At 36.8% G+C, this 24,954-nt stretch carries 22 protein-coding genes and 1 pseudogene; 13 read left to right on the forward strand and 10 right to left on the reverse strand.

The window, feature by feature from the left end; all coding sequences use genetic code 11:
• Positions 1–40 precede the first annotated feature (40 nt).
• The 7 genes and pseudogenes from J655_RS11830 (at position 41) to J655_RS11860 (ending at position 6,643) form a co-directional block, all read left to right on the forward strand.
• Positions 41–550, forward strand: coding sequence for a helix-turn-helix domain-containing protein (locus J655_RS11830; RefSeq protein WP_002120495.1), 510 nt, complete (start codon positions 41–43; stop codon positions 548–550).
• 32 nt (positions 551–582) lie between these two features.
• A pseudogene (locus tag J655_RS25310) lies at positions 583–1,424 on the forward strand (IS3 family transposase).
• Between the two features lie 271 nt (positions 1,425–1,695).
• The gene (locus J655_RS11840) at positions 1,696–1,911 is read left to right on the forward strand and encodes a hypothetical protein (RefSeq protein WP_000489165.1); all 216 of its coding nucleotides are present in this window, start codon (positions 1,696–1,698) and stop codon (positions 1,909–1,911) included.
• Positions 1,912–2,272: 361 nt separating this feature from the next.
• On the forward strand, positions 2,273–3,385 hold the full coding sequence (locus tag J655_RS11845) for a hypothetical protein (RefSeq protein WP_032052410.1): 1,113 nt from the start codon (positions 2,273–2,275) through the stop codon (positions 3,383–3,385).
• 749 nt (positions 3,386–4,134) lie between these two features.
• Entirely contained in the window at positions 4,135–5,370 is a 1,236-nt protein-coding gene (locus J655_RS11850) for a YagK/YfjJ domain-containing protein (protein ID WP_000838814.1), read from the forward strand.
• A 1-nt stretch (position 5,371) separates the two neighbouring features.
• Positions 5,372–6,352: a hypothetical protein gene (locus tag J655_RS11855; protein WP_005079078.1), complete on the forward strand. Its 981-nt coding sequence runs from the start codon at positions 5,372–5,374 to the stop codon at positions 6,350–6,352.
• A gap of 18 nt (positions 6,353–6,370) precedes the next feature.
• Complete coding sequence (locus J655_RS11860; RefSeq protein WP_004738135.1) at positions 6,371–6,643, forward strand: pyocin activator PrtN family protein; 273 nt, start codon at positions 6,371–6,373, stop codon at positions 6,641–6,643.
• Here J655_RS11860 and J655_RS11865 read toward each other — a convergent pair.
• On the reverse strand, positions 6,627–7,775 hold the full coding sequence (locus J655_RS11865) for a tyrosine-type recombinase/integrase (RefSeq protein WP_004738134.1): 1,149 nt from the start codon (positions 7,773–7,775) through the stop codon (positions 6,627–6,629). The genes J655_RS11860 and J655_RS11865 overlap by 17 nt on opposite strands.
• Before the next feature lie 134 nt (positions 7,776–7,909).
• Between J655_RS11865 and dusA the strand changes: the two genes are divergently transcribed.
• The 3 genes from dusA to J655_RS0104385 all read left to right on the forward strand — a co-directional run bounded on the left by dusA (position 7,910) and on the right by J655_RS0104385 (position 10,346).
• Positions 7,910–8,926 (forward strand): tRNA dihydrouridine(20/20a) synthase DusA, encoded by a 1,017-nt coding sequence (dusA, locus tag J655_RS11870; protein WP_032052411.1) that lies wholly within the window; start codon positions 7,910–7,912, stop codon positions 8,924–8,926.
• Between the two features lie 336 nt (positions 8,927–9,262).
• Complete coding sequence (locus J655_RS11875) at positions 9,263–9,772, forward strand: hypothetical protein (protein WP_014208378.1); 510 nt, start codon at positions 9,263–9,265, stop codon at positions 9,770–9,772.
• Between the two features lie 178 nt (positions 9,773–9,950).
• Positions 9,951–10,346: a hypothetical protein gene (locus J655_RS0104385; RefSeq protein WP_081032079.1), complete on the forward strand. Its 396-nt coding sequence runs from the start codon at positions 9,951–9,953 to the stop codon at positions 10,344–10,346.
• A gap of 31 nt (positions 10,347–10,377) precedes the next feature.
• Here J655_RS0104385 and J655_RS11880 read toward each other — a convergent pair whose 3' ends face one another.
• Positions 10,378–11,277 (reverse strand): LysR family transcriptional regulator, encoded by a 900-nt coding sequence (locus tag J655_RS11880; protein WP_080779721.1) that lies wholly within the window; start codon positions 11,275–11,277, stop codon positions 10,378–10,380.
• Between the two features lie 96 nt (positions 11,278–11,373).
• On the opposite strand from J655_RS11880, the gene J655_RS24525 reads away from it, so the two are divergent.
• On the forward strand, positions 11,374–11,496 hold the full coding sequence (locus tag J655_RS24525) for a hypothetical protein (protein ID WP_080779723.1): 123 nt from the start codon (positions 11,374–11,376) through the stop codon (positions 11,494–11,496).
• A gap of 64 nt (positions 11,497–11,560) precedes the next feature.
• On the opposite strand, the gene J655_RS11885 is transcribed toward J655_RS24525, so the two are convergent.
• Positions 11,561–12,322, reverse strand: coding sequence for a ThiF family adenylyltransferase (locus J655_RS11885; protein WP_014208375.1), 762 nt, complete (start codon positions 12,320–12,322; stop codon positions 11,561–11,563).
• Positions 12,323–12,432: 110 nt separating this feature from the next.
• On the opposite strand from J655_RS11885, the gene J655_RS11890 reads away from it, so the two are divergent.
• Entirely contained in the window at positions 12,433–13,188 is a 756-nt protein-coding gene (locus tag J655_RS11890; protein WP_032052413.1) for a DUF4261 domain-containing protein, read from the forward strand.
• A 46-nt stretch (positions 13,189–13,234) separates the two neighbouring features.
• Here the strand turns inward: J655_RS11890 and acnA are convergent, their stop codons facing one another.
• The 6 genes from acnA to J655_RS11920 form a co-directional block, all read right to left on the reverse strand.
• Positions 13,235–15,991: an aconitate hydratase AcnA gene (gene acnA / locus J655_RS11895; RefSeq protein ID WP_032042393.1), complete on the reverse strand. Its 2,757-nt coding sequence runs from the start codon at positions 15,989–15,991 to the stop codon at positions 13,235–13,237.
• 124 nt (positions 15,992–16,115) lie between these two features.
• The gene (locus J655_RS11900) at positions 16,116–16,928 is read right to left on the reverse strand and encodes a TatD family hydrolase (protein WP_032005571.1); all 813 of its coding nucleotides are present in this window, start codon (positions 16,926–16,928) and stop codon (positions 16,116–16,118) included.
• Positions 16,928–17,869, reverse strand: coding sequence for an RsiV family protein (locus J655_RS11905; RefSeq protein WP_032052414.1), 942 nt, complete (start codon positions 17,867–17,869; stop codon positions 16,928–16,930). Before J655_RS11905 ends, J655_RS11900 begins: the two co-directional genes overlap by 1 nt.
• 90 nt (positions 17,870–17,959) lie before the next feature.
• Positions 17,960–18,802, reverse strand: a complete 843-nt coding sequence (locus J655_RS11910; RefSeq protein ID WP_032005575.1) for a hypothetical protein — start codon at positions 18,800–18,802, stop codon at positions 17,960–17,962.
• A gap of 69 nt (positions 18,803–18,871) precedes the next feature.
• Complete coding sequence (locus J655_RS11915) at positions 18,872–20,464, reverse strand: peptide chain release factor 3 (protein WP_002117155.1); 1,593 nt, start codon at positions 20,462–20,464, stop codon at positions 18,872–18,874.
• Between the two features lie 222 nt (positions 20,465–20,686).
• Entirely contained in the window at positions 20,687–21,550 is an 864-nt protein-coding gene (locus J655_RS11920) for a hypothetical protein (protein ID WP_032052415.1), read from the reverse strand.
• Positions 21,551–21,875: 325 nt separating this feature from the next.
• On the opposite strand from J655_RS11920, the gene J655_RS11925 reads away from it, so the two are divergent.
• A complete protein-coding gene (locus tag J655_RS11925) occupies positions 21,876–22,448 on the forward strand; it encodes a TetR/AcrR family transcriptional regulator (protein WP_002117307.1) in 573 nt (190 codons plus the stop codon).
• Between the two features lie 408 nt (positions 22,449–22,856).
• On the opposite strand, the gene J655_RS11930 is transcribed toward J655_RS11925, so the two are convergent.
• Positions 22,857–24,911 (reverse strand): EAL domain-containing protein, encoded by a 2,055-nt coding sequence (locus tag J655_RS11930; RefSeq protein WP_005066201.1) that lies wholly within the window; start codon positions 24,909–24,911, stop codon positions 22,857–22,859.
• Positions 24,912–24,954: the final 43 nt, after the last annotated feature.

The following is a 24,954-nucleotide window of genomic DNA, read 5'->3' on the forward strand; positions in this document are numbered from 1 at the left end:
CCCCATAAGTTAGACTTTTAAAACTTATGAGGTGTGCTCTATGCCAATTCCGAAGCATTCAAAAGAGTTAAAATTAAAAGTCATTCAAGCTTATTTAGAGGGAAGTAAAGGATATAAAATCCTTTCACAAGAATTTAATGTAGATCTCCAAACCATCCGCTTATGGATTGAAAACTATAAGGCACAAGGTGAAGATGGCCTGAATGTTAAAACTAAAAAAACCTACTACTCTTCCGAATTTAAAATCAAGGCTGTACAAATGCTTCTTGATAAGATACCGGTAAGAGAAGTTAGAAGACGGTTAAATCTGAGCGGGACGTCAATTTTAAGAAGGTGGCTAGCTCAGTATCATAAAGAAGGGATTGCTGGGTTTAATACCACGAGGATTTATACCAATATGCTTAAACAAGATAAAACTAAAATAACCAAGTCTGTAAAAGATGACAAAGATAAATCTCAGCAGGAGCTCATTGATGAAGTGACCGCTTTACGAGCAGAGGTTGCCTTTTTAAAAAAGCTAAAAGCCTTAAAACTGAAGCAACGTACCTAAATTCAATTTCTACTGCAGACAGTGTTCAAGTTATTTCAGAATTAAGGCAAATTTATCCATTAAAGCTCTTACTCAGTATTGCCAAGATCGCTCGTAGTACTTATTTCTATCACATGAAAGCTGTACGCTCTAAGGATAAATATACTGAGTTAAAACAGCAGATCAAGTCCATATATCACAAGCATAAGGGATGCTATGGCTATCGTAGAATTACTCTTGCTCTGAAAAGTACAGGAATAATAATCAACCATAAATGTGTATATCGTCTTATGAAAACTATGGGACTTAAATCACGTATCAGAGCACTAAAATATCGCTCATATAAAAGTGGTTGTGTCGGGATGGTGGCCGATAACATTATGCAACGGCAATTTAAAGCGAACCGTCCCAACCAGAAATGGGCAACTGATGTGACGGAATTTAATGTTAACGGTGAAAAACTTTATCTATCACCAATTATAGATTTATTTAATGGGGAAATTATTACCTTCCGGATCCAACGTAAACTCAATTATGAGTTAGTGAAAGATATGCTCATTCATGCTTTAGCTAAACTTAAGCGACATGAGAAACCAATTCTCCATTCAGATCAAGGATGGCAATATCAAATGGCTCATTATCAACAGCAATTAAAGCAACATGGTTTAATTCAAAGTATGTCTCGTAAAGGAAATTGCTTAGATAATGCTGTAATAGAAAGCTTCTTTGGAATATTAAAATCGGAGTGCTTTCATGGTGAAAAATTTCAATCAACTGATGAGTTAGAGAAAACTATACGAGAGTACATTATTATTATAATCATGAGAGAATCAAGGTGAAGCTACAAGGTTTATCCCCTGTACAATATAGAAACCAGTTTTTAAAAACTGCTTAACTAACTGTCCAACTTTATGGGGTCAGATCATCCTACCGCAACGGGAGGAGACGAGATGTACCCTCAAAATTATTCCTCAGAAGGAATAACTCTGATGCAACCCAATAAAACGGTCTGTCAAAACCGACTGGCAATGTGGCCAGCAAGCAAAGGATAATGTGCAATATTTAAGGTGTCAATGATCTATCGACTAAGTCGTAAAGTGATTGTTATTGTTTTTCATTAGATTAATTCTTTAAACTAACCATTAGGTAAATTTAAGGATGATTCAGTGTTTCGGTTAAAGTGTCTTGGTGGTCCACTGTATGGACAAGAATATTCTCATGCTCAGGATGAGTTTATTTTTAAAGACAAACAGACAGGAAAGCAGACGCGTTATCGAAAGCAGGCTTTAAACTTCACCCCACCCCAAGAGTTCTTTATAGCAGAGTCAATTTCTACAACCGTAGCCTACAATCTTGCATTGCAATTAATGAAACGCTATTGAGACCTTTTAGTAATACAAAGACATACTATTAACTAACCAATAATGAGTGATTTTCTAGCACTTGATTCAGTCCATAATAAATTTATAATCCAGTAGAATGCTTCACAGTACTACAAGTTTAGTCCAACAATTATAACTCTAAGCTACATTTTGATTTTGACTACTTTTCACCCAAAACATCGCAAGTCGGTACAGAATCATCATAAGTCGGTACATAAATGGAGTGCAGTTTAACACCTAACACCCCTCTACAAATGCTCATAATTCACTCTCAAGTTAAGCTAAATCATTTTTAAATTATAAGTAGTTACGACTTATAATATATGCACTTCTTTTAAAATGAATAAGTGAACTTGATTACATGGCAACTTCAGCTAAAAAAAATGCTAAGGCTAAACAAGAAACCACATCTACGAGTAACATCAAAAAACTTATTGGCTTAATTGACCAACTTGAAGAACATATTATTAAAAGACATAAATTTCCCTATGGTTTGCCATCAGCCTATGCCGAACACTACAAAGCTTATTTACCCGAACAAATGGAACCTATCAGTGAAGAAATGACGGATAATGACCGAAAGTGGTTTTATGAACAGCTTGATCAAGGCTTATTAAAAGAATCGCCAGAACAAAAGGCTCTCCGTCAACAGGCATGGAGATTACCCCCACCATTACTTCGAGGTAAATCGGAAATTTACATCTACATTCCCGAAGAGGACCGACTTGCCCGACACTATGGCGAAATCGCGACTGAAATTCGTAAATTCAAAAACTTGGTATCAACTAAAACCAGAATATTCAAAAAAACAGCACAACAAGCTGAGAAACATTTTGAAGAAGCATTTCGTCTCTACTCCAAACATTATGATTGTTCTTTCTATATCTACACGCTACCAGAAGATATCTATAAACAGATTAGGAAATCTCAATTAGCCCGAAACAGCCATAAAAAATCCCAGAGGGTAAAAAAAACTTACCTCTCACTTGTTCAACGTTTTATTACCAGTAATCAAAAAACTTACTCAAGTATGGATACGGTTCTAGGAGCCATTGAGCAGCAAGCTATCTCAAAAATTCCAGAATACCTCACTCAAGAATACAATGCTGAAATAGAACATTGTTTACGAAAAAAAGAAGAAGCTGAATATTTTCTTTTTGCAGCTCGAAATGATCTATCTACAACTGAAGTCAAAGAAATTGAAGAATATGGTAAAAAAACTGTAATCATACAAGCTCAGAACCGTGATCAACCCCTAACTTCTTTTGCAGGTCGCCCTATCGAACGTTATAAGGAAATAAGAGTATTTTATCAGAAAAAGATTTCTGCCTTAGAAACTCAAAAAAGTAAAATTAGAACCGACGATCAGAGAATGAAGTTACTGAATAGCGCTAAATCTTGGTTAAAGGAAAGCGAGCCAAGCCTATATGATGCGCTGAACATTTTTATAGAAAAGAAAGGTAGAAAACTTTAGAATTCCCCTCCCACCCCAATAAAAATCCGATCACTCACATAATTTATTTAGAGCCTGTTAGTTCTACACTGACATGCTCTTAAAAAAAATTAATAAATTTTTAAAAGAGTAATAATTACAATGAAATTTCTATATTTTAAAGATTTTAAATACATATATATCAGTAGCTTAAATAAATTCTTCGCAGATTTTTAGAGGGTGCTTAATTTTTTTCTAGAATTTCCCTTATGCAATCAAGCATACAAAACTTGCTACATAAGGAACCAATATGACCAACTCAAACCTAAGCCAGCAACACATCAAATTAATAAGTACATTCAATTGGAAGCTTAGCAATTTACGGGTGTGGGTCACCCGAAGAATAGCTCAACGAAGCCATTTAAATGCTGCATAACGCAGGACATCACAACTTTTAAAAAGTCCTCGTATTACCGTCATTTTTTGGTAGAGCATTCTCGAAGTAAAGTGCAATCGGCTTTTCGGTTTAAATACAATTGTAATAAGTAATATTAGATATATGTAATTAATCTACTAGATACTTATTGTCATAAGCAGTGTGCCTTAGCAAATACTGCTTATAGATTAGATTGATTTAATTGTGTATCCATTTGAGATGAATACACTCCAGATAGATTAGCCAATATCCACTCTACGCCTACCCTAATGGACATTTCTAAACGATGTCCATAGGGAGAGCATTTACCTCATGACGCCTGATACGTAATTAATTATTTGTATGTAGGTATACTATGAAATCTCTGAACAACACAGCTAAACCAATTCTTCCACCTATCGCACAGTTCTCAGTTGCAGATAGAGATGCATTCCTAGAACAGCTCAAGGAAGATTTTTCAACTCATGAGTACATGACAGAAAACGGTAAGATTAAAATATTCAAAACGAGTATAAACCCTGAAGTTGAAAAAATGCTCAGTCGTGTTGAGTTCATCAAGTATTTTGAGAAAGAGCGCCCAATCGCTACTCTTAAATCTGTTCAAAGTTTTAAGGGCAAAGAGCAACTACGTGTTGAATATGCGAAGGATATTCCACTTTTGCTTAAGTGCCAGCTTACAACAATCTTTGTGTCTGCTCACTCTGGCAATTACAAGATGGGCATAGAGTTACAGGCCTTTAAGGATTCATTCTTAGAACTTTCAAAGGAAGAACAATATACCCTTTATGAATTTTCTCTGATCAATCAGTGTTACACATCTGAACAGGCTCAGGCTTATGTTGCAGCTTTAATTAAATTTCAGAAGTTGTTTGCAATAAGAATGAGCAGTGCCTCAATTCGTAAACAACTTTCGAATCGTGCTAGTAATCGACGCCGTTCTAAAGAGCGTTGTGTTGAGCTTGTAGAGACTCTACTCAAGATCCATTCTCGAATCCTTGTTGTTCGAGTAGACCTAGGATTAATACGCGATCCAGCTAAGCTTCAACAGCTTGCTATCTCAACTGATTTTGCTCAGGCTGAACATGATAGTGAGTTTATGCAAGAGTCTTTTATTCGGTTCTATGATGCATCTAAGCATAATCAGCTTAAGCAAGCGCTCGGGTATATCCTGCGTATTGAACACACCCCAACCAAGGGATTCCATGGACATCTTTATTACTTCTTCAATGCCAATGACCATCGTGAGGACATCACGTGGGGGCAATATATTGCTGAGAAATGGAGGGTTGCTACAAACAATCTTGGGACTGCTTTTATCTGCAATATGAAGAAAGATGAGTACCGCTATCGTGCCTTAGGCATTTTGGAGTATACCGACCATGAAATGCTTAAGAATCTCAAGGCTACGTTTGACTACATATGCAAAAATGATCAGTACTTCGCCTTTACTAATGGAGAACAAATTCGGAGCTTCCGAACAAGCCAAATACCAAAAGTTCCTGCTACCAAACTTGGCCGTCCACGCAAGTTCGAGCAACTTAACCTACTAGACTCTGATCAGTCAGATGATGCTCAAGTAGGAGGACAGTAACATGACTAAGTACGCATCAGATGCTTTACTTGCAGCTACACATTCGTCATGCAGCATTCAACCTATTTGGGCTTACGATCTGATTGGTTCTGAGAAGTCAGCAAAAGCTCTTGGGAGATCAAAAACTACAAGCATGTTTGCAAAACAAAATTCTCAAAATAGTAATCAGGCATTATCTCTCAGTAAACCTGTTGAGTTGATTAGATCAGCATATCCATTAGTGACAGGCTCCCCTGTCACTAATGGGATGTTATCTGTTCGGCTAAAGCCAGAGAACGAATTGTTTATTCAGTTTATTAAACATATGGGGCCTATGCTTAATGGGGGGATTTACTGCCATGATCAGTATTTTTCTAATCAAATTACGGGCTACCAATATATGCTCAACACTAGGCAGTTTAATGAGGATTTAACAGCTTGGAATACAGAACAAATTCGTGCTGAAGAGTTATTTGATTCGACAATGAAGGTTCTATTCAAAGACTACGCAGGCTTCGAAACACATGAGCTATATTTGCCAATGCTATTTACGCTTTCAGCGAATACTCCAATATATTCAAAACAACAATATTTAGATCAGCAGAAGAAAGAGATGATCGCCATTTTCTTTAATGAAGGTGGTAATAATGAAATTATTGCCGTATTTTCGAAATGGGAACTTACACCCCAAGGACAATTAGCACTCAGACTGGTGTTTTTACTGGAACGCCAGTTCATAGATGATCCTGTTGGTTCTTCTGATGAAAATGCTTTCATTGCTTTACGAGGTAATCTGGAAGGCCTATTTAATTGCAAAGCATATCCTGTATCTATGCCATTAAACGGGTTTATGCAAACTAATCATTTTTTTAAAAGTGATCCAAGGTGCAAAGATCTTATTAAGCTGCTCAAAACGTACCTAGTAGGCAGTGATGCAGTCCTTCGAATTTGGGATACACAGTCCAATTTTGATGTGTTGTATTCCAAGTTTAAAACTAACTAGTTAAAAGGCTATTTCACAATGGGTGCATTCCAGTTAAACACAGCTGATTACCTATTTATGAAATATCGCTCTATGACTGTCGAATTAATGAGTGTAGTACAAGACTATTATCCTCACTTAAGCAAGGCAGAGGCGCTAAGAAAGGCAAATAATCAAGAATTTCCTTTCTCTGTCTTTAAAATAGATTCAAGCAAACGCGCACCATTTCTGGTGCACGTTAAAGACTTGGCTGATATCTTAGATAAGAAGTATTCTGAAGCTGCTAAAGACTTTGCTACGTTTCATCAATGAGGCGTAGCACCTCTTCCAATTGAATTACATTACGTCTTGACTTCACAGAAACATAACGTTGTAAGCTCCCCCAAGAATCATGCAAACTTACTTTCTGAATTTCAGGAATAGTAAAACTTTGTTCTGCAAGCCTCGTACATCCTTCATGCCTCAAATCATGAAAATGTAAATCTTCAATTCCCAATATTTTACATGCTTCACGAAACTCTTTTCCTATGCTTTTTGGGTTCAGAGGCAATAAAAGTTGTTCATCATATCCTAATCGAAGCATACGACTCCGCACTTCATTATCTAATAAAAGTTCAATTATTGTTTTACAAGGTTCCAACACGTCAAAAGACTTGTGATTACCTTTAGAACCGTTCGGATTTTTCAAATCATGAACTTTCCATGATGAATGGTAAGAATCATAATCTTGCAGCCATAAGCGTGTTAACTCTGCTTCACGTCTGCATGAAAAAATTGCGAACCAAATAATTAAATGCATTGGATACTTAGTACCATATTTATTTAATTTCCAACGCTCAGCAAAAAGTTTTGTTAAAGCAATTAACTCTTCATTTGTAGGAAGTCTATCTCTCACTTTGCTAGAGGAGATTTGGCGAGTTTTTCTAAGCTGTGCCGTAGCTTTATCGAAGCTACTTAAATCAACTTCCATGCCCCACATAACAGATGCATGAGATAGAACACCTCTAATATGTAAAAGCTCATGCTGCTGTGTACTTGTTGCAATAGGGTCTAAACCAAGATTCGGCACGCCTCTCCGTCTTAGAGCAACATGCTCAGCCAAATGTATTGAATGTATTTTTGTGATAATATTGCGCGCGATTGGCAACTTCTTAATTAAGAGTAGAGAATAGCGTTTCGTCCTACCGTACTCGCTCCCAACTTCATCCAAATATTTATCTATGGCATCTGACAAAGTTAGATCAATCAGTTGTTCTTTGCCAAGTAAAATGTCTGGATTTTCTTGAATCTCAACTTCTCTTTTTTTAAGCCAGTTTTCTGCCACTTTTTTTGAATGAAATGTTTTGCTTTCAGAATAAGCTGGATAACCTTTTTTGTTGATCCGGATAGCAGCTCGGTAACTAACACTTCCATCTGCACCTTTTCTGGCAGTAATTGACCCCATAAATTTACACCATGAACCATTTTCTCCATTATGGTGTAAATTTTGGTGTAAATGCAAACTGATTAACGCAGCTAAATATGAGTTCCCACAGATTCAAACAGGTTGCAAAACACTGATTAAAGGTATGATTTTTAATGACTATTAATAAAACCATTGAAACTATTAAATCTCCAAGAATCAGTGTAGCCCCAATGATGGACTGGACTACAAAGGACTACCGATTCTTTGCACGCTTGTTTAACCCAAACGTTGTGCTATACACCGAAATGGTGACTACAGGCGCGATTTTATTTGGCGATGCAAAACGTCATTTAGACTATAACGCTCAAGAACACCCAATCGTATTACAACTTGGCGGTTCAAACCCACAAGAGCTTGCCACTTGCTCAAAAATGGCTGAAGACTGGGGTTATGACGAAGTCAACCTGAATGTAGGCTGCCCAAGTGACCGCGTACAGAACAATAAAATCGGTGCATGTTTAATGGCAGAGCCAAACTTGGTTGCTGAATGCATTCACAGCATGCAAAAAGCGGTTAATATTCCTGTCACAGTAAAGCATCGTATCGGTATTGATGACATGCAGTCTTACGAAGAAATGCTACATTTCGTAGATACTGTCGCTGCAACAGGTTGTACTTATTTCGTTGTGCATGCCCGTATTGCGATATTGAAAGGTTTGTCTCCAAAAGAAAATCGAGAAGTCCCCCCTTTACGCTACGAAGATGTATACCGCTTAAAGCAAGAACGTCCACATCTCACTATTGAAATTAACGGCGGTATTAAAACGTTTGCCGAAACTCAAGCTCATTTACAGCATGTTGATGGTGTCATGATTGGCCGTGAAGCCTATCACAACCCTTACCTACTTGCTGAGCTGGGCCAACTTTGGAACTTAGAAGCACCAGACCGTTTCGATATTATGGAACAAATGCTGCCTTATATTGAGCAACGTATGGCTGAAGGTGCACCCCTTTCAATCATTACACGTCATATTTTAGGTTTATTCCAAAACTTGCCGGGTGCTCGTAAATGGCGTCAGGCGCTAAGTGGCGGAAATGCAAAAACTTTAGCCGATGTTGAAACTGCAATTCAGAACATGCGAGCAGCCATGATTCGCACTGAAGAGTATGTAAAAGAGCAGCAGGTTTAAGTTGGCGACGACTTCTTAAATTGTAAGAAAATGTGGCATTTTAAATCAGAGACTTAGATTTTGAGTATATTCGCAAATGTTGGAACAAAATATTCAAATTTAAGCTCTGATTAGTTATTTATTTACAATGATATCAATAATTTAAATTTCACTATTTTTAACCACCTCTTTTGATAAGTATCTTTTCGCTCCAAGGCAGGCACCTCTGGAAAAAAGATACGTTATTACATAACATAAACAAAACTTTTAAGATACGCCTATTAGTATCTCTGAACGCCACAGGTAGGTGGTGATTTTTTTTAATATGGATATAGGTAGCACGGTAGAGATTTCACGATGATTATTTATGACGGACAAGTAGCTGATAATTACATGTATCAGGATTCAAATCAGGCAGCCATTGTTGTATCGCACAGCGCACCAAGCCTCCCTTATCCTTTCACCATGAAACCCAATAATCATCAAACTCAAACTTCAACCAACCCACCGATCGACGTAGAAAAGTTTGTAGAAAAATTAGAAAGCGTAACTTCTAGACGCAGTAAAGCTAGATGCGCACGTAGTATCCGTCTTGCACTCGAATCTGCTGGTGCTAATGTTGAAAACCACCCAATCGCAGCTTCAGATTGGGGCGATACTCTCAAAAAGATTGGCTATAAACAAATTGATCCAGCCTTCGACGAACCTCAAGAAGGTGACATTTACATCATTCACAGAACCCGCAACCATGTTTATGGACATATCGCAGGGTACACTGGAAGTGAATGGGTCTCTGACTTCAAACAAAATAGCTATGATGTCTATAAAGATGACAGCGTAACTTATACTTATTATCGACTAGGGTAATCTACCTAAAAACTAGATATTCAATTGCTTTAATTGTTTCAAACAACTGATCAAATGAGTATTTTAAATCCAGCTTGGCTTCTTTTTTGCTTTATTTTCATATTGTACTTATCAAAAATAATGATGGAACTTTATGAAAAGAATACTGCTGAGCTTTTACTTACCGACATCGTTTAGCATGACTTATGCCGCCTCCGATACAAACATTATAGAGGTTTTTAAAAAAGTACCCGAGAAACGGATTTATGAACCTCAATATTTATTAAAAGAAACCACTCCTAAAGCTCGGATCCATGTGATACGAAAACAATATTTAAATGGACTACTAGATTGTCCTTCCGTGATTTATCACGATAAGAAGAAAATTCTATCTTTGCACTCATTTGAAGAAGCAACATTTTTTCTAGAGCCAGATCGTTACTATATTCGCTATGCGGTTAACAATAATGGTTGTATCAATTTGGAATTTTACCAACTTAAGCGCCCCAAAATGGACATCCTATCTCAGGAACGTCAATTAGAAGGTGATACGGAATATACATTTTCTATTAGTGAACATATTGGGCCACAATAATTATTCCAGCAGAAGTTAAACATATTGCCTCTCAAACTTGCAGCAGATGGTAGATCTGCTCAACATAATGCTGAATCAGATCACTCTGGTTAGTTCTGTAAGCTAAAACCACTTCAGATAAAAGATTCTTATTTTCTAGAGGAATCAACTTTACATTTTGGGGTAATATTTGCTCAAACTCTTGGGGAACAATGCTAATACCCAAGTTTGCAGCAACTAACTGTAATTGGTTTAGCTTACGTGATTGGATCGTCGCTGCTTTAGGCCAGAAGCCAGCCCCTATACACAAGTTTGAAACTAAATAACTCAAACCTCCCCGCTTAGGATGTGGAGTCGAAACAAAATATTCATCTTTTAAATCTTTTATCTGGATACTTTGTGTTTCTTTAAATTTAGGATGATCAATATAAACAGCTGCAAATAATGGCTGTTCATATAGTTTCAAGGTTGTTATTTCTTCAAGGCTATGCAGAACTGGCGGTCTAATCAAACCAATATCAATTTCCCCATTCAGTAAAGCCAAAATCTGATGCTCAGATGACAAGGTATTTATCTCAAAATTGATTTGTTGCGTTAAGCTAATTTCTTTTAATATCTGGATCTTTCTATCATCCATAATAATACTGCTCGAATGAGCAATTTTAATCTGACGATTTTTTCCTTCTGCAATATTCTTAGAAACTCCAATGATCTCATTTAAATAATGCATATTATCTTTAATTTTTTTATAGAAGACCTCTCCTGCCGCCGTGAGTTTTACTTTCTTATCAGTACGATCAAATAACTGAAAATCAATTTCTTCCTCTAATAGCTTCATTTGCCGACTTAAAGCAGACTGAGCAATGAATAATTTCTCTGAAGCAGCAGTAAAACTCCCTTCTTCAACAATTTTTATAAAATATTGAAATTGTTTTAATGTGAGCATAACCATCTCAAAATTAGATTATTAGGTCTATTTTCTATATTAGATTAGATAGATAGCCTTCGCTAGAATTTTATCAAGACCATTCAATTGATTGAATTATTCATGAAGTATTTAAAAGGGTTTGTCATTTTCACCGTTGTTGTTCTAGTTTTATGGTGCTTTAAATTTTATGATCAGCAGTTACCCACACAGCCCAAACAAGACAACATAGAGCTGTATGATTAAATAGTTTCTCTCAAAAATAAAAAGGCATGCACTCACATAAGCACATGCCTTTTCAATATTTAAATTAGGCTTTCTTTAAATCAAGCTTTTTCAAAACTTCAGCCACAGCAATCATAGCAAAGCTTGAAGTCACCACTACCGCTGAACCATAGCCACCACAACGTAATCCCGCCGATGGGCAAACATCTGCACTAGAAAATGGGTTATCGATTGAGTAAATACAGGTAATACCAAATTTCTCTTTTGGCTTTTTACAGATGCCTCGAGCACGAAGTTGACTACGTAGCTTCGCTAACATCGGATCTTGTTCTGTTTTTGATAGATCGGCCACGCGGATTTTAAGTGGATCGAGCTTACCCCCTGCTCCGCCCGACACAATTAAAGGAATTTTATTAAAACGACAATGAAGCATTAAAGCCAGTTTTGCTTTAACATCATCAATACAGTCCAAAACAATGTCTGGTACAGGGTTTAAAAGCTCTGTGACATTTTCAGGCGTTAAGAAGTCATCAATAATATTAACTTTAATACGTGGGTTAATTTGGCGACAACGTTCCGCCATAATCTCAACTTTTTCACAACCCAGAGTTGATGTCATTGCGGGTAACTGACGATTCACATTTGATGCTGCAACCACATCCATATCTACTAGTGTAATCTCACCAATACCTGTACGCGCTAAAGCTTCTACCGCCCAACTACCGACCCCACCAATACCAATCACCATCACATGACTTTTTTCATAGTGCTGGAAAGATGAATCACCATAAACTTTGGCTACACCTGCAAAACGGCGGTCATATTCATCTTGTTGGAGATCGGTCATTGCTACTCTTTGGGGATATAAAACACGGGAGGTATTTTACCTCAATCAATTGGTATCGCATATCTTTTACGATATTATGAGTGGGAAAAGCTCCTTAGAACTTATTAATAATGAATCAAGAATTTAATCAAAAAATTATCTTATGTATTCCTGGTATTTGGGAAAATCATCAAGCTCTATTACATGCCCTACTTGTTAATGAAACTGGATATATTTATGCGGGCTCAATTATTAAATCTTTAACAAATGAATATTACGCTGAAGTTGAAGAATATGGAAATGATCCAAATGTCAGTGAGGTTTTTAGATCATTTAGTCTAGGTCGTTTTTCTGAAAGCGAATTAAAAAAAATTGAACAACATAATATGGTTATTTATATTATTTGTGATGGCGGATCAATAGAGTTAGCACAACAAGCTCTGTTATTAGGTCAGGCCCTCATGAAAGCAGGTGGCTTAGCAATTAAAGTTGAGACTTCGGGTCTTACACACCTTAAAAGCGATTGGCTTAGCTATAACGCTGAAAATATATTAGATCTATTTAAAGCCTTTATCCCTATTATTTCTGATGATAATTTACTCTACTCTTGTGGAATGCAGCAATTCGGCAAACCAGATCGATGTATAAACCTAAAGGTAGATCAAGCATCCTATATTTTGAATAACTTCTTGTTATATCTTCTTATAGAAAACCCAGAGTTATTAGAAAATCAAACTTTTTCGGCTGATGAAGAATCAGAACCACTTAAGCTTTCCCTAAAAGCATCTAGCGATTTTTTTGATGTAGATTCACTATATTTTAATCCATTCGATGTTTGGGTACTGACGTCATCATTTAGCTGGAAGAAATTATTTAAATTTAGTTAGATTTTCATAAGAAGAAACCCCATATTTTACGGGGTTTCTTTTTTAACTAACCAGCAATCAAATTCCGAAGTACATAATGCAAAATACCACCCGCCTTAAAGTACTCGACCTCATTTAACGTATCAATTCGACATAACACATTAAAATGGCTCGCTACTCCATTTGGTCCTTTGACATCAACTTCAAGAAGTTGATGAGGCTGAACGCCATCAGACAAACCTCGAATTGATATCATCTCATGACCAGTTAAGTTGAGAGATTGTCGCGTTTGTCCATCAATAAACTGTAATGGCAACACGCCCATACCTACCAAGTTTGAACGGTGAATACGCTCAAAACTTTCAGCAATGACAGCTTTTACACCTAACAAGTTCGTTCCTTTGGCAGCCCAGTCACGTGAAGAACCAGTTCCATATTCTTTGCCAGCAATAATTACAAGTGGTGTATGTTCTTGTTGGTAACGCATTGCAGCATCATAAATAGCGAGCTTTTCACCACTTGGCACATGAATCGTATTACCACCCTCCTCACCGCCTAACATCTCGTTTTTAATACGAATGTTGGCAAAGGTACCTCGCATCATGACTTCATGATTACCGCGTCGAGAACCATAGGAGTTAAAGTCTTTTGGTTCAACACCTTGCTCTTGTAAGTATCGGCCTGCTGGGCTGTCTTTTTTGATATTACCTGCCGGTGAAATATGGTCAGTCGTTACCGAGTCACCAAGCACTGCCAAAATACGTGCCTGTTCAATATTTTTAATTGGTTTGGGCGGCTCACCAATGCCTTCAAAGAACGGCGGATGGCGGATATAAGTCGAATCATCAGCCCATTCATAAGTTTTACTTTTTGGAATCTGGATAGATTGCCAGCTTTCATCACCATCAAACACCGCAGCATATTCTTTATGGAACATCTCTGTATTTACTTTCTGTAAGACAGCATCAATCTCTGCCTGACTTGGCCAGATATCTTTTAAATAGACAGGTTGTCCATCTTTACCTTGCCCAATAGGTTGCGTAGTCAAATCGGTACGAATATTACCAACTAAACCATATGCCACTACCAAAGGTGGCGAAGCAAGCCAGTTTGTTTTAACTAATGGATGTACGCGTCCTTCAAAGTTACGGTTACCAGAAAGTACTGATGCAACATTCAAGTCATGGCATTGAATTGCATCTTCCACTGGCTCCGGTAGTGGACCTGAGTTACCAATACAAGTTGTACAACCATATCCCACCAAGTTATAGCCCAACTCATCTAAATACGGCGTAAGTCCAGCAGCCAGCAAATAGTCAGTCACGACTTTAGAACCTGGTGCAAGAGAGCTTTTCACCCACGGTTTACGCTGCAAACCTTTTTCAATCGCTTTTTTAGCAAGTAAACCTGCTGCTAGCATTACACTTGGGTTAGAAGTATTGGTACAAGAGGTGATTGCCGAAATAACAACATCACCATGATTTAATGGATAAGTTTTTCCTTCAATCACGCAAGAAGGACTTTCATGTTGGATATTTGCTTTTTTTGCCTCGACAGCAGTACCGCCACCACCTTCATTTTCTAAACGCTCTTTAGCTTCTTTGGCTGGTTTTAAAGTTAACTCCATCAGCGCATTAAAGGTTTTCGGCACCTCTGATAAAAGCACTCGATCTTGTGGACGTTTTGGGCCAGCTAGACTTGCCTGAACAGTACTCATATCAAGGCTTAAAGTATCGGTGAAAACAGGTTCATCACCCGCATTACGCCATAAACCTTGCGCTTTGCTATACGCTTCGACTAGTTCAATACGATCACTTTGACGGCCAGTTAATTTCAAATAACCCAAAGTCACTTCATCAATCGGGAAGAAACCACAAGTCGCACCATACTCTGGTGCCATGTTGGCAATGGTCGCTCGGTCAGCCAGTGGCAAATCGGCTAAACCATCTCCATAGAACTCTACAAATTTCCCCACCACTCCTTTTTGACGGAGCATTTGAGTAATGGTCAACACCAAGTCAGTTGCAGTAATTCCTTCTGGTAGTTTTCCTGTCAATTTGAAACCAATAACTTCAGGAATCAGCATAGAAATGGGTTGACCTAACATAGCAGCTTCAGCCTCAATCCCCCCTACACCCCAACCTAAAACACCTAAACCATTAATCATGGTGGTATGTGAGTCTGTACCCACTAAAGTATCTGGAAAAGCAAAAGTTTGACCGTTATCTTCCCCTAGCCACACCGCTTGAGCCAAGTATTCTAAATTGACCTGATGACAAATTCCCGTACCCGGTGGCACTACACTAAAGTTATTAAATGCAGACTGCCCCCAACGTAAAAATTGATATCGCTCACCATTACGCTGCATCTCGATTTGTACGTTTTCTTCGAAAGCTTGATCATCGGCAAAATAGTCGACCATGACAGAGTGATCAATGACTAAGTCTACAGGAGATAAGGGATTAATTTTTTCAGGGTCGCCACCCGCTTGCGCCATCGCTGCTCGCATTGCAGCTAAATCAACAACTGCTGGTACACCCGTAAAATCTTGCATTAAAACCCGTGCAGGTCGATATTGAATTTCTTGATCTGAGGTGCGGGTTTTTAGCCATTCTGCTAAAGCATGGATGTGTTCCGTTTTAACGCTATGCTGATCTTCAAACCGTAATAAGTTTTCCAATAATACTTTTAAAGATTTCGGCAGTTTGGCAATATCCCCTAGCGTTTTCTCTGCTTGGGCTAAGCTAAAAATCTGATAATTGCTGGAACCTACTGTTAGCGTCTGTAAAGCATTAAAACTATTGATATTGCTATACTTAGCCATTGGGTTATCCTCCCACGTCTGGCAATGTTATTTTTCACGTTTTTACATGTTGTTTTCTTACTTTAAGCTTCTTTTTTAATCGCTGTGTTTTGTTTTAGTTACTATTTCTAATCTTTGATTTTTATTACGATAATTTCAATGCAGTAAGAGAGTTTTTCCACAGCAACTTAGCCAAATCTGGCTCTGGCATATTTAAATTTTCAGCCAGACTTTGTAAAACATAGGGCAAATTAACAGGGGTATTACGAGTCCGCTGTTCTGTTGAGGTTTGACAGCAAAGCGGTGTCATATCTGGACAATCTGTTTCAATCACCAAGTGCTCTGCACCTATAGCCTGCACAACCGTATGAAGTTTTTTTGCATTTGGATTGGTAATCTGCCCCGTCACACCAATTTTAAAACCAAGCTTAATAAGACCCTTTGCCTCTTCTACTCCACCACTAAAGGCATGAGCAATTCCGCCAAATTTAAATTTTTGAGCTTTTAATATAGCAAGCACATCACCGTGCGCTTTTCGAATGTGGAGTAACACTGGTTTTTGGTATTGGGTTGCAAGCTCTAACTGAGCTGCAAAATATTGTTTTTGCTTTGCATATACATCTGGCTGCTTATGTTCTTTCAAGAAAGTATCTAAGCCAATTTCACCTACAGCCACGCAGTTTTCTTGCTGCAAGATTTGTTCAAGATGAGAAAGATGCTCTGGTTGATGCTGCTCAATATAAAATGGGTGTAAGCCTGGTGCTAAATAAGAAGTAGGCACATTTTCCCAACTTTTTAACTGATGATGAGTCTGCACCAACTCATCAAAACGTGACTGTAGAAAGCCAATTAAAACCAAAGCATCTACACCCACTTTTTTAGCCTCGAGTGCTAATTGCTGCCGATCTTCATCAAAATCGGCAACATCGAAATGGGTATGGGTATCAAACAAATGCATTAGCCAGCACTTTTTGCAACTGGTGCCGAAGCTGGTTTGGCTTTAGGATGTGGCAAATATTCTTCTTTCAATACATCTTGCAATTGGTCATAAGGGATGACTAATCGAGGGAGTCCAACCACGTATGGTCCAATTTCATATTCACCGTATTGAAGGATTAAACCTTGCTCACCCAATAAGAAGTTATTAGATAATTTAAACGGCCATGCTTGTTCATAGTCAGCAACATTATCAGCCAATTTAGAGTCCGTCACCCATGTCTTAAAGGCTTCATGGGCTAACTTCTCTAAAGTTGCTTTTTGCTGAGGACGTAATAAATCTTCAAGCTTAACTTGCTTTTGCTCTTTTAAATCAAAATTATAATAATGCTGTGCAGCAGAGCCATGAGCCCCACCTAAATAGCTACTACTATTAAGCACTACAGTTACAACTTTACCTTGAGCCTGCAAAATCTTAGGTTTAACTAAAAGATTAATCTGATGATTACTACTTAAAGCTTTTAATTCATTATCTAGATCAATAAATGAATTTGCATAGCGTTGCACCTGTGCATCAAAGCTATTTTTTTGCTCTGCACCCGCTACCGCTGAAGCTTCTGACTTTTGTTCCGTTTGCGTACCCTTAGCATCAGGTTCAGCAATTTCTAAAATTTGATTTAGTGTACTTAAGACTTGTTGATCTATAATTTTGTCAATAAAAGGAAAATTACTCTGTAAGCGCTCTACCGTAAATTCTGGACAAGTTTTACCATCACAATCAGGTAAAACCACCTTACTAGGAATTGTTTCACCCTTCAAAGTCAACTCTACTGGCTTTTGTTCTTGAACAGTTGATTTCTGCTGCTCTTGAGAATCCTTAGGATCAGCTTTAGGTTGGCATGCTGCCAGAAATATAGCAGAAGCAAGCAAAGTTAATCGCAGTGAAGCTTTAGAAGATAACATCATATTTTGCCTTTTATTCTAAGGAGATTACGCTATGCCTTTCTAAGAAATTAGCGCATATAAATTGAGGTTGCAAATTCTGCTACCATCTTAAAACATTTGTTCATAAACCTCGGGTTGTAATATTTTTTTGGTCTGTTCTTTAGATAAATAAATATCGAGCTGTGGCGCTTCTTTAGTAATCTGGTTGGCCTGATAATGTAAACCAACGCCTTCACCATCAAAGAACCAATCTGCCTGCCCCCAATATAAAGTTTTTGGTGCTTCTTTCTTTATGTCAGCAGTCTGCTTTTTTAACCAGTCTTGATAGGCCACCTGCACCATTTGATGCACAGTAGTTTGTTGATCTTTTTGTAAAACATCTAACAAAGTTAAGCTCTTATGCAGTTTTCGGTCGGCCACAAAAAAGTAATAACGGTCTTTAATCGTGAGCTCTTCCTGCTTGGTATCAAGTCCTAATTGCAATAAAACATATTGGTTACGCTGCGATGCAATACGGGTATGAAGATGCAATTCATAAGCCCGATTCTTTGAATATTTATCTTGCCATTCATCAGACTTTTTAACATAAGCATTAATGGCTTGCTGCAAACTTAAGTCTTTTTTCAAATCAATTTGGTCTTGGATCACTTTAGCCTGACTTTTCGCGATCCATTCATTTAGCCATGCATCTTGAGTCTTTATTGTTTGAATATCGACATCAATACAATTTTTCTTCTCACAAAATGGTAAAGCATAATCAGCTTTTACCTGCTGCAAGTTTAGAAATGGTAGTACTTCAGCTTTCTCTATATTTTGATTTTGGGTAGAAGCTGATTTTATTTGAGAAGATGATGAAGGTTGAGAGCTTTTCCAGACAAAAAGGCAAATAGCCAAAAGTAATATGATTACCGCAACTAAAAGTGCAATAACTGTCTTTCTATTCAAATTCATTTCATCATCCTTTCTTATTTTTCAAAACAAAACAGCTTCTGTTCGAAGCTGTCTGTCAAATCTTAAAGATTAGTGTTCACGTGTGTTACGGAACTGAATATCAGGCCAACGCTCTTGCATAATCTGCAAGTTGACACGACTTGGCGCAAGATAAGTTAAGTGACCACCACCATCTATAGAAAGCTGATCATGTGCTTTTTTCTTAAATTCATTGAGAATCTTGTCATCATCACAATGAATCCAACGAACCGTATTAACACTTACAGGCTCATACACACAGTCAACTTTATATTCTTCTTTCAGACGGTAAGCAACAACGTCAAACTGAAGTACACCAACTGCACCCACAATCAAATCATTGCTAATTTGTGGCATAAATACCTGAGTTGCACCTTCTTCAGACAACTCTTTCAAACCTTTTTGCAATTGTTTTGATTTTAATGGATCTTTCAAACGCACACGACGGAACATCTCTGGTGCGAAGTGAGGAATACCTGTGAAATGTAGATTTTCACCACTTGTGAAAGTATCACCAATTTGAATTGTGCCGTGGTTATGCAAACCAATAATATCACCTGGCCACGCTTCTTCTAGATGTTCACGTTCACCCGCAAGGAATGTCAATGCATCACTAATACGAACATCTTTACCAATACGTACATGATTCATCTTCAAACCTTTCTCGTATTTACCTGAGCAAATACGCATAAAGGCAATACGGTCACGGTGTTTCGGATCCATGTTGGCTTGAATTTTAAAGACGAAACCAGAAAAACCTTCTTCTTTAGCATCGACAACACGCTCTTGTGTTGGATGCGCTTTAGGTTCTGGTGCCCAATTCATAAATGCGTCTAACACGTGGTCAACACCAAAGTTACCTAATGCTGTACCAAATAGAACTGGAGTTTGTTTACCTTGTAAAAATAATTCGCGGTCCAAAGGCTCATTCGCCATTTGTACGAGCTCAAGTGACTCTTCAAAAGACGCCCAAGCCAGCTCACCTACTTTTTCACGGATATCTGCATGGTCATAACCTTCGCGTACTTCAATATCTGTAATAGTTGAGCCAAAACCTGCTTTGTAGACATACAATTTGTTTTCAAGAATGTTGTATACACCAGCAAAATCACGCCCCATCCCTAATGGCCATGTAATTGGTACACAGCGAATATTGAGGACATTCTCAATTTCATCCAGTAACTCAAGTGGTTCACGAATCTCACGGTCCATCTTGTTTACAAATGAAATGATCGGAGTGTCACGCATACGACAAACTTCCATCAATTTGATGGTACGTTCTTCGACACCTTTTGCACCATCAATCACCATTAATGCAGAGTCAACTGCAGTTAGGGTACGATAAGTATCTTCAGAGAAGTCTTCATGCCCCGGTGTATCAAGTAAGTTAATAGTGTGACCTTTATAAGGGAACTGCATAACAGAAGTGGTAATGGAAATTCCACGCTCTTTTTCCATTTCCATCCAGTCAGATGTAGCTGCGCGGTCAGATTTACGGCTTTTTACCATCCCTGCAACCTGAATTGCTTTACCCCATAACAGTAATTTCTCTGTCATGGTCGTTTTACCGGCATCGGGGTGGGAAATGATGGCAAATGTGCGGCGTTGAGCAACCTGTGCCGCTAACTCATCTTTAAAACTCATGAAATACACCTACTGCGGAGATTGCAGTGCCAAAGACCTAAAGTCGATCAAAATAAAAATTGGCGTAATTGTAGCAGATTTATAGAACTGTTTAATGTTTGTTGATAAGCCATGAGTTACTCATAATCTTTTTTAAGAATGTAGCTTAACTTTTTAGAAATTTTACAATTAAAAAAGCCCACCTTTTTATAGATGGGGCTTGATTAAGACTTAACAGAATCTTTACGCCAATTTCTTTTCTTCAATGAATTGAACATCGGCAATTTGTGCATCCCAGAACTCATTCCATAAAGCACAGTAATCAATACATAGCTTGGTTAAGCTTTCATAATCATCTTTTGTAATTGCTTGTGCTAATGCAAACCACAAGTCATCTTCATGATCGTCATCAGCGGCCTCAGATGTTTCATCCGTAGATACCCCATGTACATGGTAATAACCACCACCTTCAACATCGATATTTACGAATTTAGTTGCTTGACGTAATGGAGGACTAAAAAGAATGACTTCCTCCTCTGCAACAGCCAATAATGCCACGACATTAATATAACTATCATAAGAAGATTCTAAAAATGATCTAACCTGATCTGCAAATTTTGATGGTTTATAATTACGACGGTCATGTTCCGTTAAACCATAATCATTAAGTAAATCTTCATATAAAGGATAATGAGCATATTCAGGATTACCCAGATAGTAATTATCTTTGTCTAAACCAGGGCGAAAGCCAAACTCATCAAGTATATTTAAACTTAATAATACCCGTGGATACATCTTCGCTCCAGAGTGGAGTTTAGGTTCCAATTGTTTTGTTAAAAATTGAGCCTTTAATAGAGCGTCAGTAAAAATTTGTACAATCGCATGACGATATTCTAAATGGATAAGAGTCAAACGTTGTTTATCAAGATATCCACCGTTTAACAGCTCAATAGCAGGATGATTACAAACTGGTAACTCTGCAATTGTTTTTCTTAACTGTTTAAGAAATTGTAAATTTTCATCCCATTGATTTGCAGGAATACTATTTTTCATCCCCTGCAATGCTTTTTCTCTTGGATTATTAAAGTCTTCAAATTTTTTTAACATAATGATTCTCTGTAAAAAGTTTTTCTTATAGTTAAGTTATAGGCTCTCTCTTTATTACAATTTTGCATTCAATTGCTAAAATAAATTCCGCACACCCATACTTAACAAGTTGATACTATGTGTATTATCTCAACAAATCAACGGATTAATTAATAATATTTAAAAAAGTAAACTATTGCCAATTAAATATATAATATGTTGTTTTTTAAATTAACCAAGCTATTGAATAAATATAATTTTTTAAATACTATAAAATAAGTTTTATTTAAGCTTATACACTTTACAATAGCAAAGTTAATCAAAAATATCCGCAACGGGGAACCCGATGACAAAAAGAGAAACTATTATAACAACAGCAACATCCCTCTTTAACCAAAAAAGCTATACTTCTATTGGTGTTGATCGCATTATTGCTGAGTCAAATGTTGCAAAAATGACTTTTTATAAATACTTTTCTTCTAAAGAAGCCTTAATTGAAGAATGTCTTTATAAGAGAAATTTAGAGATCCAATATTCAATATTGGAAAAAATAAAGAATACCAACAACCCTTTGATTAAATTAAAAAAGATATTTAATTGGTATATCGATTGGATTAATACAGATGACTTTAATGGCTGCTTATTTAAAAAAGCGACAATAGAAGTCATGCAATTGTACCCTTCTATTAAGCATCAAATTAATGAATATCGGGAGTGGATTTACTCGTTAGTTTTCTCAGCTCTTTCAGAGTTAGAAGTAGAAAACACAAAAATTCTAACAGGGCTCTTTCTTAACATCGTAGATGGAATCATTATTGACGGCACTATAAATAAAGGAAAGATTAATCCAGAACAAACGTGGTCTTATATAAACAAAATTATTGAATTAGAAACAGTTCGAGAGTATGCAACTATTTAATTTATAAATTAATTAAATATTTATATTTTAATAAAGATAAAAAGTATTTTTTAATTCGGTGGAGTCTACTCTCCAACTCCACCAAAAATCTACTCAACCCTAAAAATTAATATTTTTATTTAGTTCTATCTTCATCAATTTCAATTATTATATAAACTTCATAATACTTTATAACAACCCTTTTCACCTCTTATATTTTATAAAATACAAACATCAATTTATTAGTATTACTTTATACTTACAGTATAAATTTATAAATTATTATATATTAAATACTCAACTAACTGAGAAACTAATACTATTCATTACTACAAATATATAGGTGTGTTTTAGAAGATAAATTTACTTTAATTAATTATTCTTTAAAGATAAAAGTAAATGTTAGGTTTAAAATCGATATAGAAAAGATTAAGCGAAGTGAGCGCCTTGAGATTCAATCAGTTGATCGACGTGAACAGGCATTCCTAATAAATAACCCTGAAATTGCTGACAACCTAAACGGGTTAAAATTTCAACTTGCTGTTGAGTTTCCACCCCTTCCGCTGTTACGGTTAAACCTAACTTTTTAGCTAAATGTATTATACTTTCTAATATAACTTCTTCTTTTGAGCCTGGTTTCAAGTCAACGATAAAACCACGATCAATTTTCAATTCATCTACAGGTAAATCTTTTAAATATAAGAAGCTTGAATGGCCTGTTCCAAAATCATCAATTGCGACTCGAATGCCCATATCACGTAGTCGCTCACAAGCTCGAATACTTAAATCAATATGTCGCATTGCAGTTGATTCAGTAATTTCAACAATTAAGTGATGAGGTTGAATTTGATATTTTTTCAATAATGCTTCGAGTGTACTAAATAATTTTTTATTTTCGAACTGTAGTGCAGATAAGTTTACTGCAACTGGATAAAATGGGGTGTTACTGCGTTCCCACTCTTGAATTTGCAGGCAAGCTTGCTCAAGTGCCCAGTATCCCATGGGAATGATCAAACCCGTTTTTTCTGCACCTTCTATGAACATATGCGGTGTGAGTATTCCTAAAGCTGGATGATTCCAACGGATTAATGCTTCAACGCCACAGACTTCAAGATTCGTATTAAATTTTGGTTGGTAATATAGGATGAACTGCTTTTCTTCTACGGCCTTATAAAGATCATTGATCAGTTTTGACTGACTTCTCGTTTCTTGTTGATGGGTTGAATAACTAAAGATGGTGTAAGTGTTTCGGCCTTGTTCTTTAGACATGAGCATCGCGGCATCAGCATTCATGAGTAAGTCCTGAACATTTTGTCCATGCTCAGGAAATAGTGCCACCCCTAAACTTGCAGAGATATTAATTTCTTTACCAGAAATCTGATAACTCTCTTGAATCAGCTGTAAAACTTTCTCAGCCAAAATAACTGCTTCATCGGCATTTGTATTTTCGGCAATAAGTAAAAACTCATCACCGCCAATTCTAAGCAGTTTACACTTCTCATTGAGTTGCCAATGTAAGCGGTTCGCCATCTGAATAAGTAATTGATCCCCCACATGATGCCCAAATGCATCATTCACCGATTTAAATCGGTCTAAATCAATGTATAAGAAAGCAATTTTCTGATCTTTGTATCGATGATCTGAAAGTAATACTTCAGCATAATCCACTAAATAAAGGCGGTTAGGTAATTTGGTTAAATTGTCTTGTATAGATAGGTTAGCTAATTCTTTATTTGCCTTACGCAGCTCTAAATTCTGTTGAGTAAGGCGTTGCTCTAACATTGCAACAATAAAACTTGCTACGAGTACCAAACAGGTGACTAGAATAATTGTGAATAATAATAAGTCATGCTCAGCCTGATATTGGCTAATAAATTTATCGGTAATATTCGTCGCAATAAGCGCTGTGTAATGCATCCCCATAATACTTAAGGTCATCATAACCGAAAATGCGATTTTTAAAGTTAAGCGATATCGTTCGGTGTCTTTTAATTTATAGGCTAATAAAAATGCTAGCCCTGAACCACTCATCGCAATTAATACAGAAAATAAGAGTAAAAACGAAGTGTAATCTTTTTTATAAACATTAATATTCCAGCCCAACATGCTAATGTAATAAGAAGCTGAAATTCCGATTCCCATAATAATCGAGCTCAAAATGAGTCTAAATAAAGGGAGCGTAAAACGCGAAGTCAACCACATCGCAATGCAAGATAACAATGCACTAATGGCATAAGAGATTGCAATTAAAGGAATATTAGAGTGAGCAGTATCAAACAGATGATAAGCTTGTATACCAACAATATGGACGATGCTAATTGCTAAGGCGAGTAGCAATCCATTAATAAATAAAATTAAGGACTCAAATTTCTTATAGACTTGCTTGAATATTAGCTGCTCCATGGAAATTACAATATAACAAATGAAGCCAGCTGCAATAAAAGAGCCGACGATCAATGTGCTATCGTAATCAACATGACCCATATTGGACTTCCATGATTATTCAATACTTTTTTTTATTTTGTTC

It is taken from the genome of Acinetobacter sp. 1294243 (assembly GCF_000588015.1).
Taxonomy (GTDB): Bacteria; Pseudomonadota; Gammaproteobacteria; order Pseudomonadales; family Moraxellaceae; genus Acinetobacter; species Acinetobacter pittii.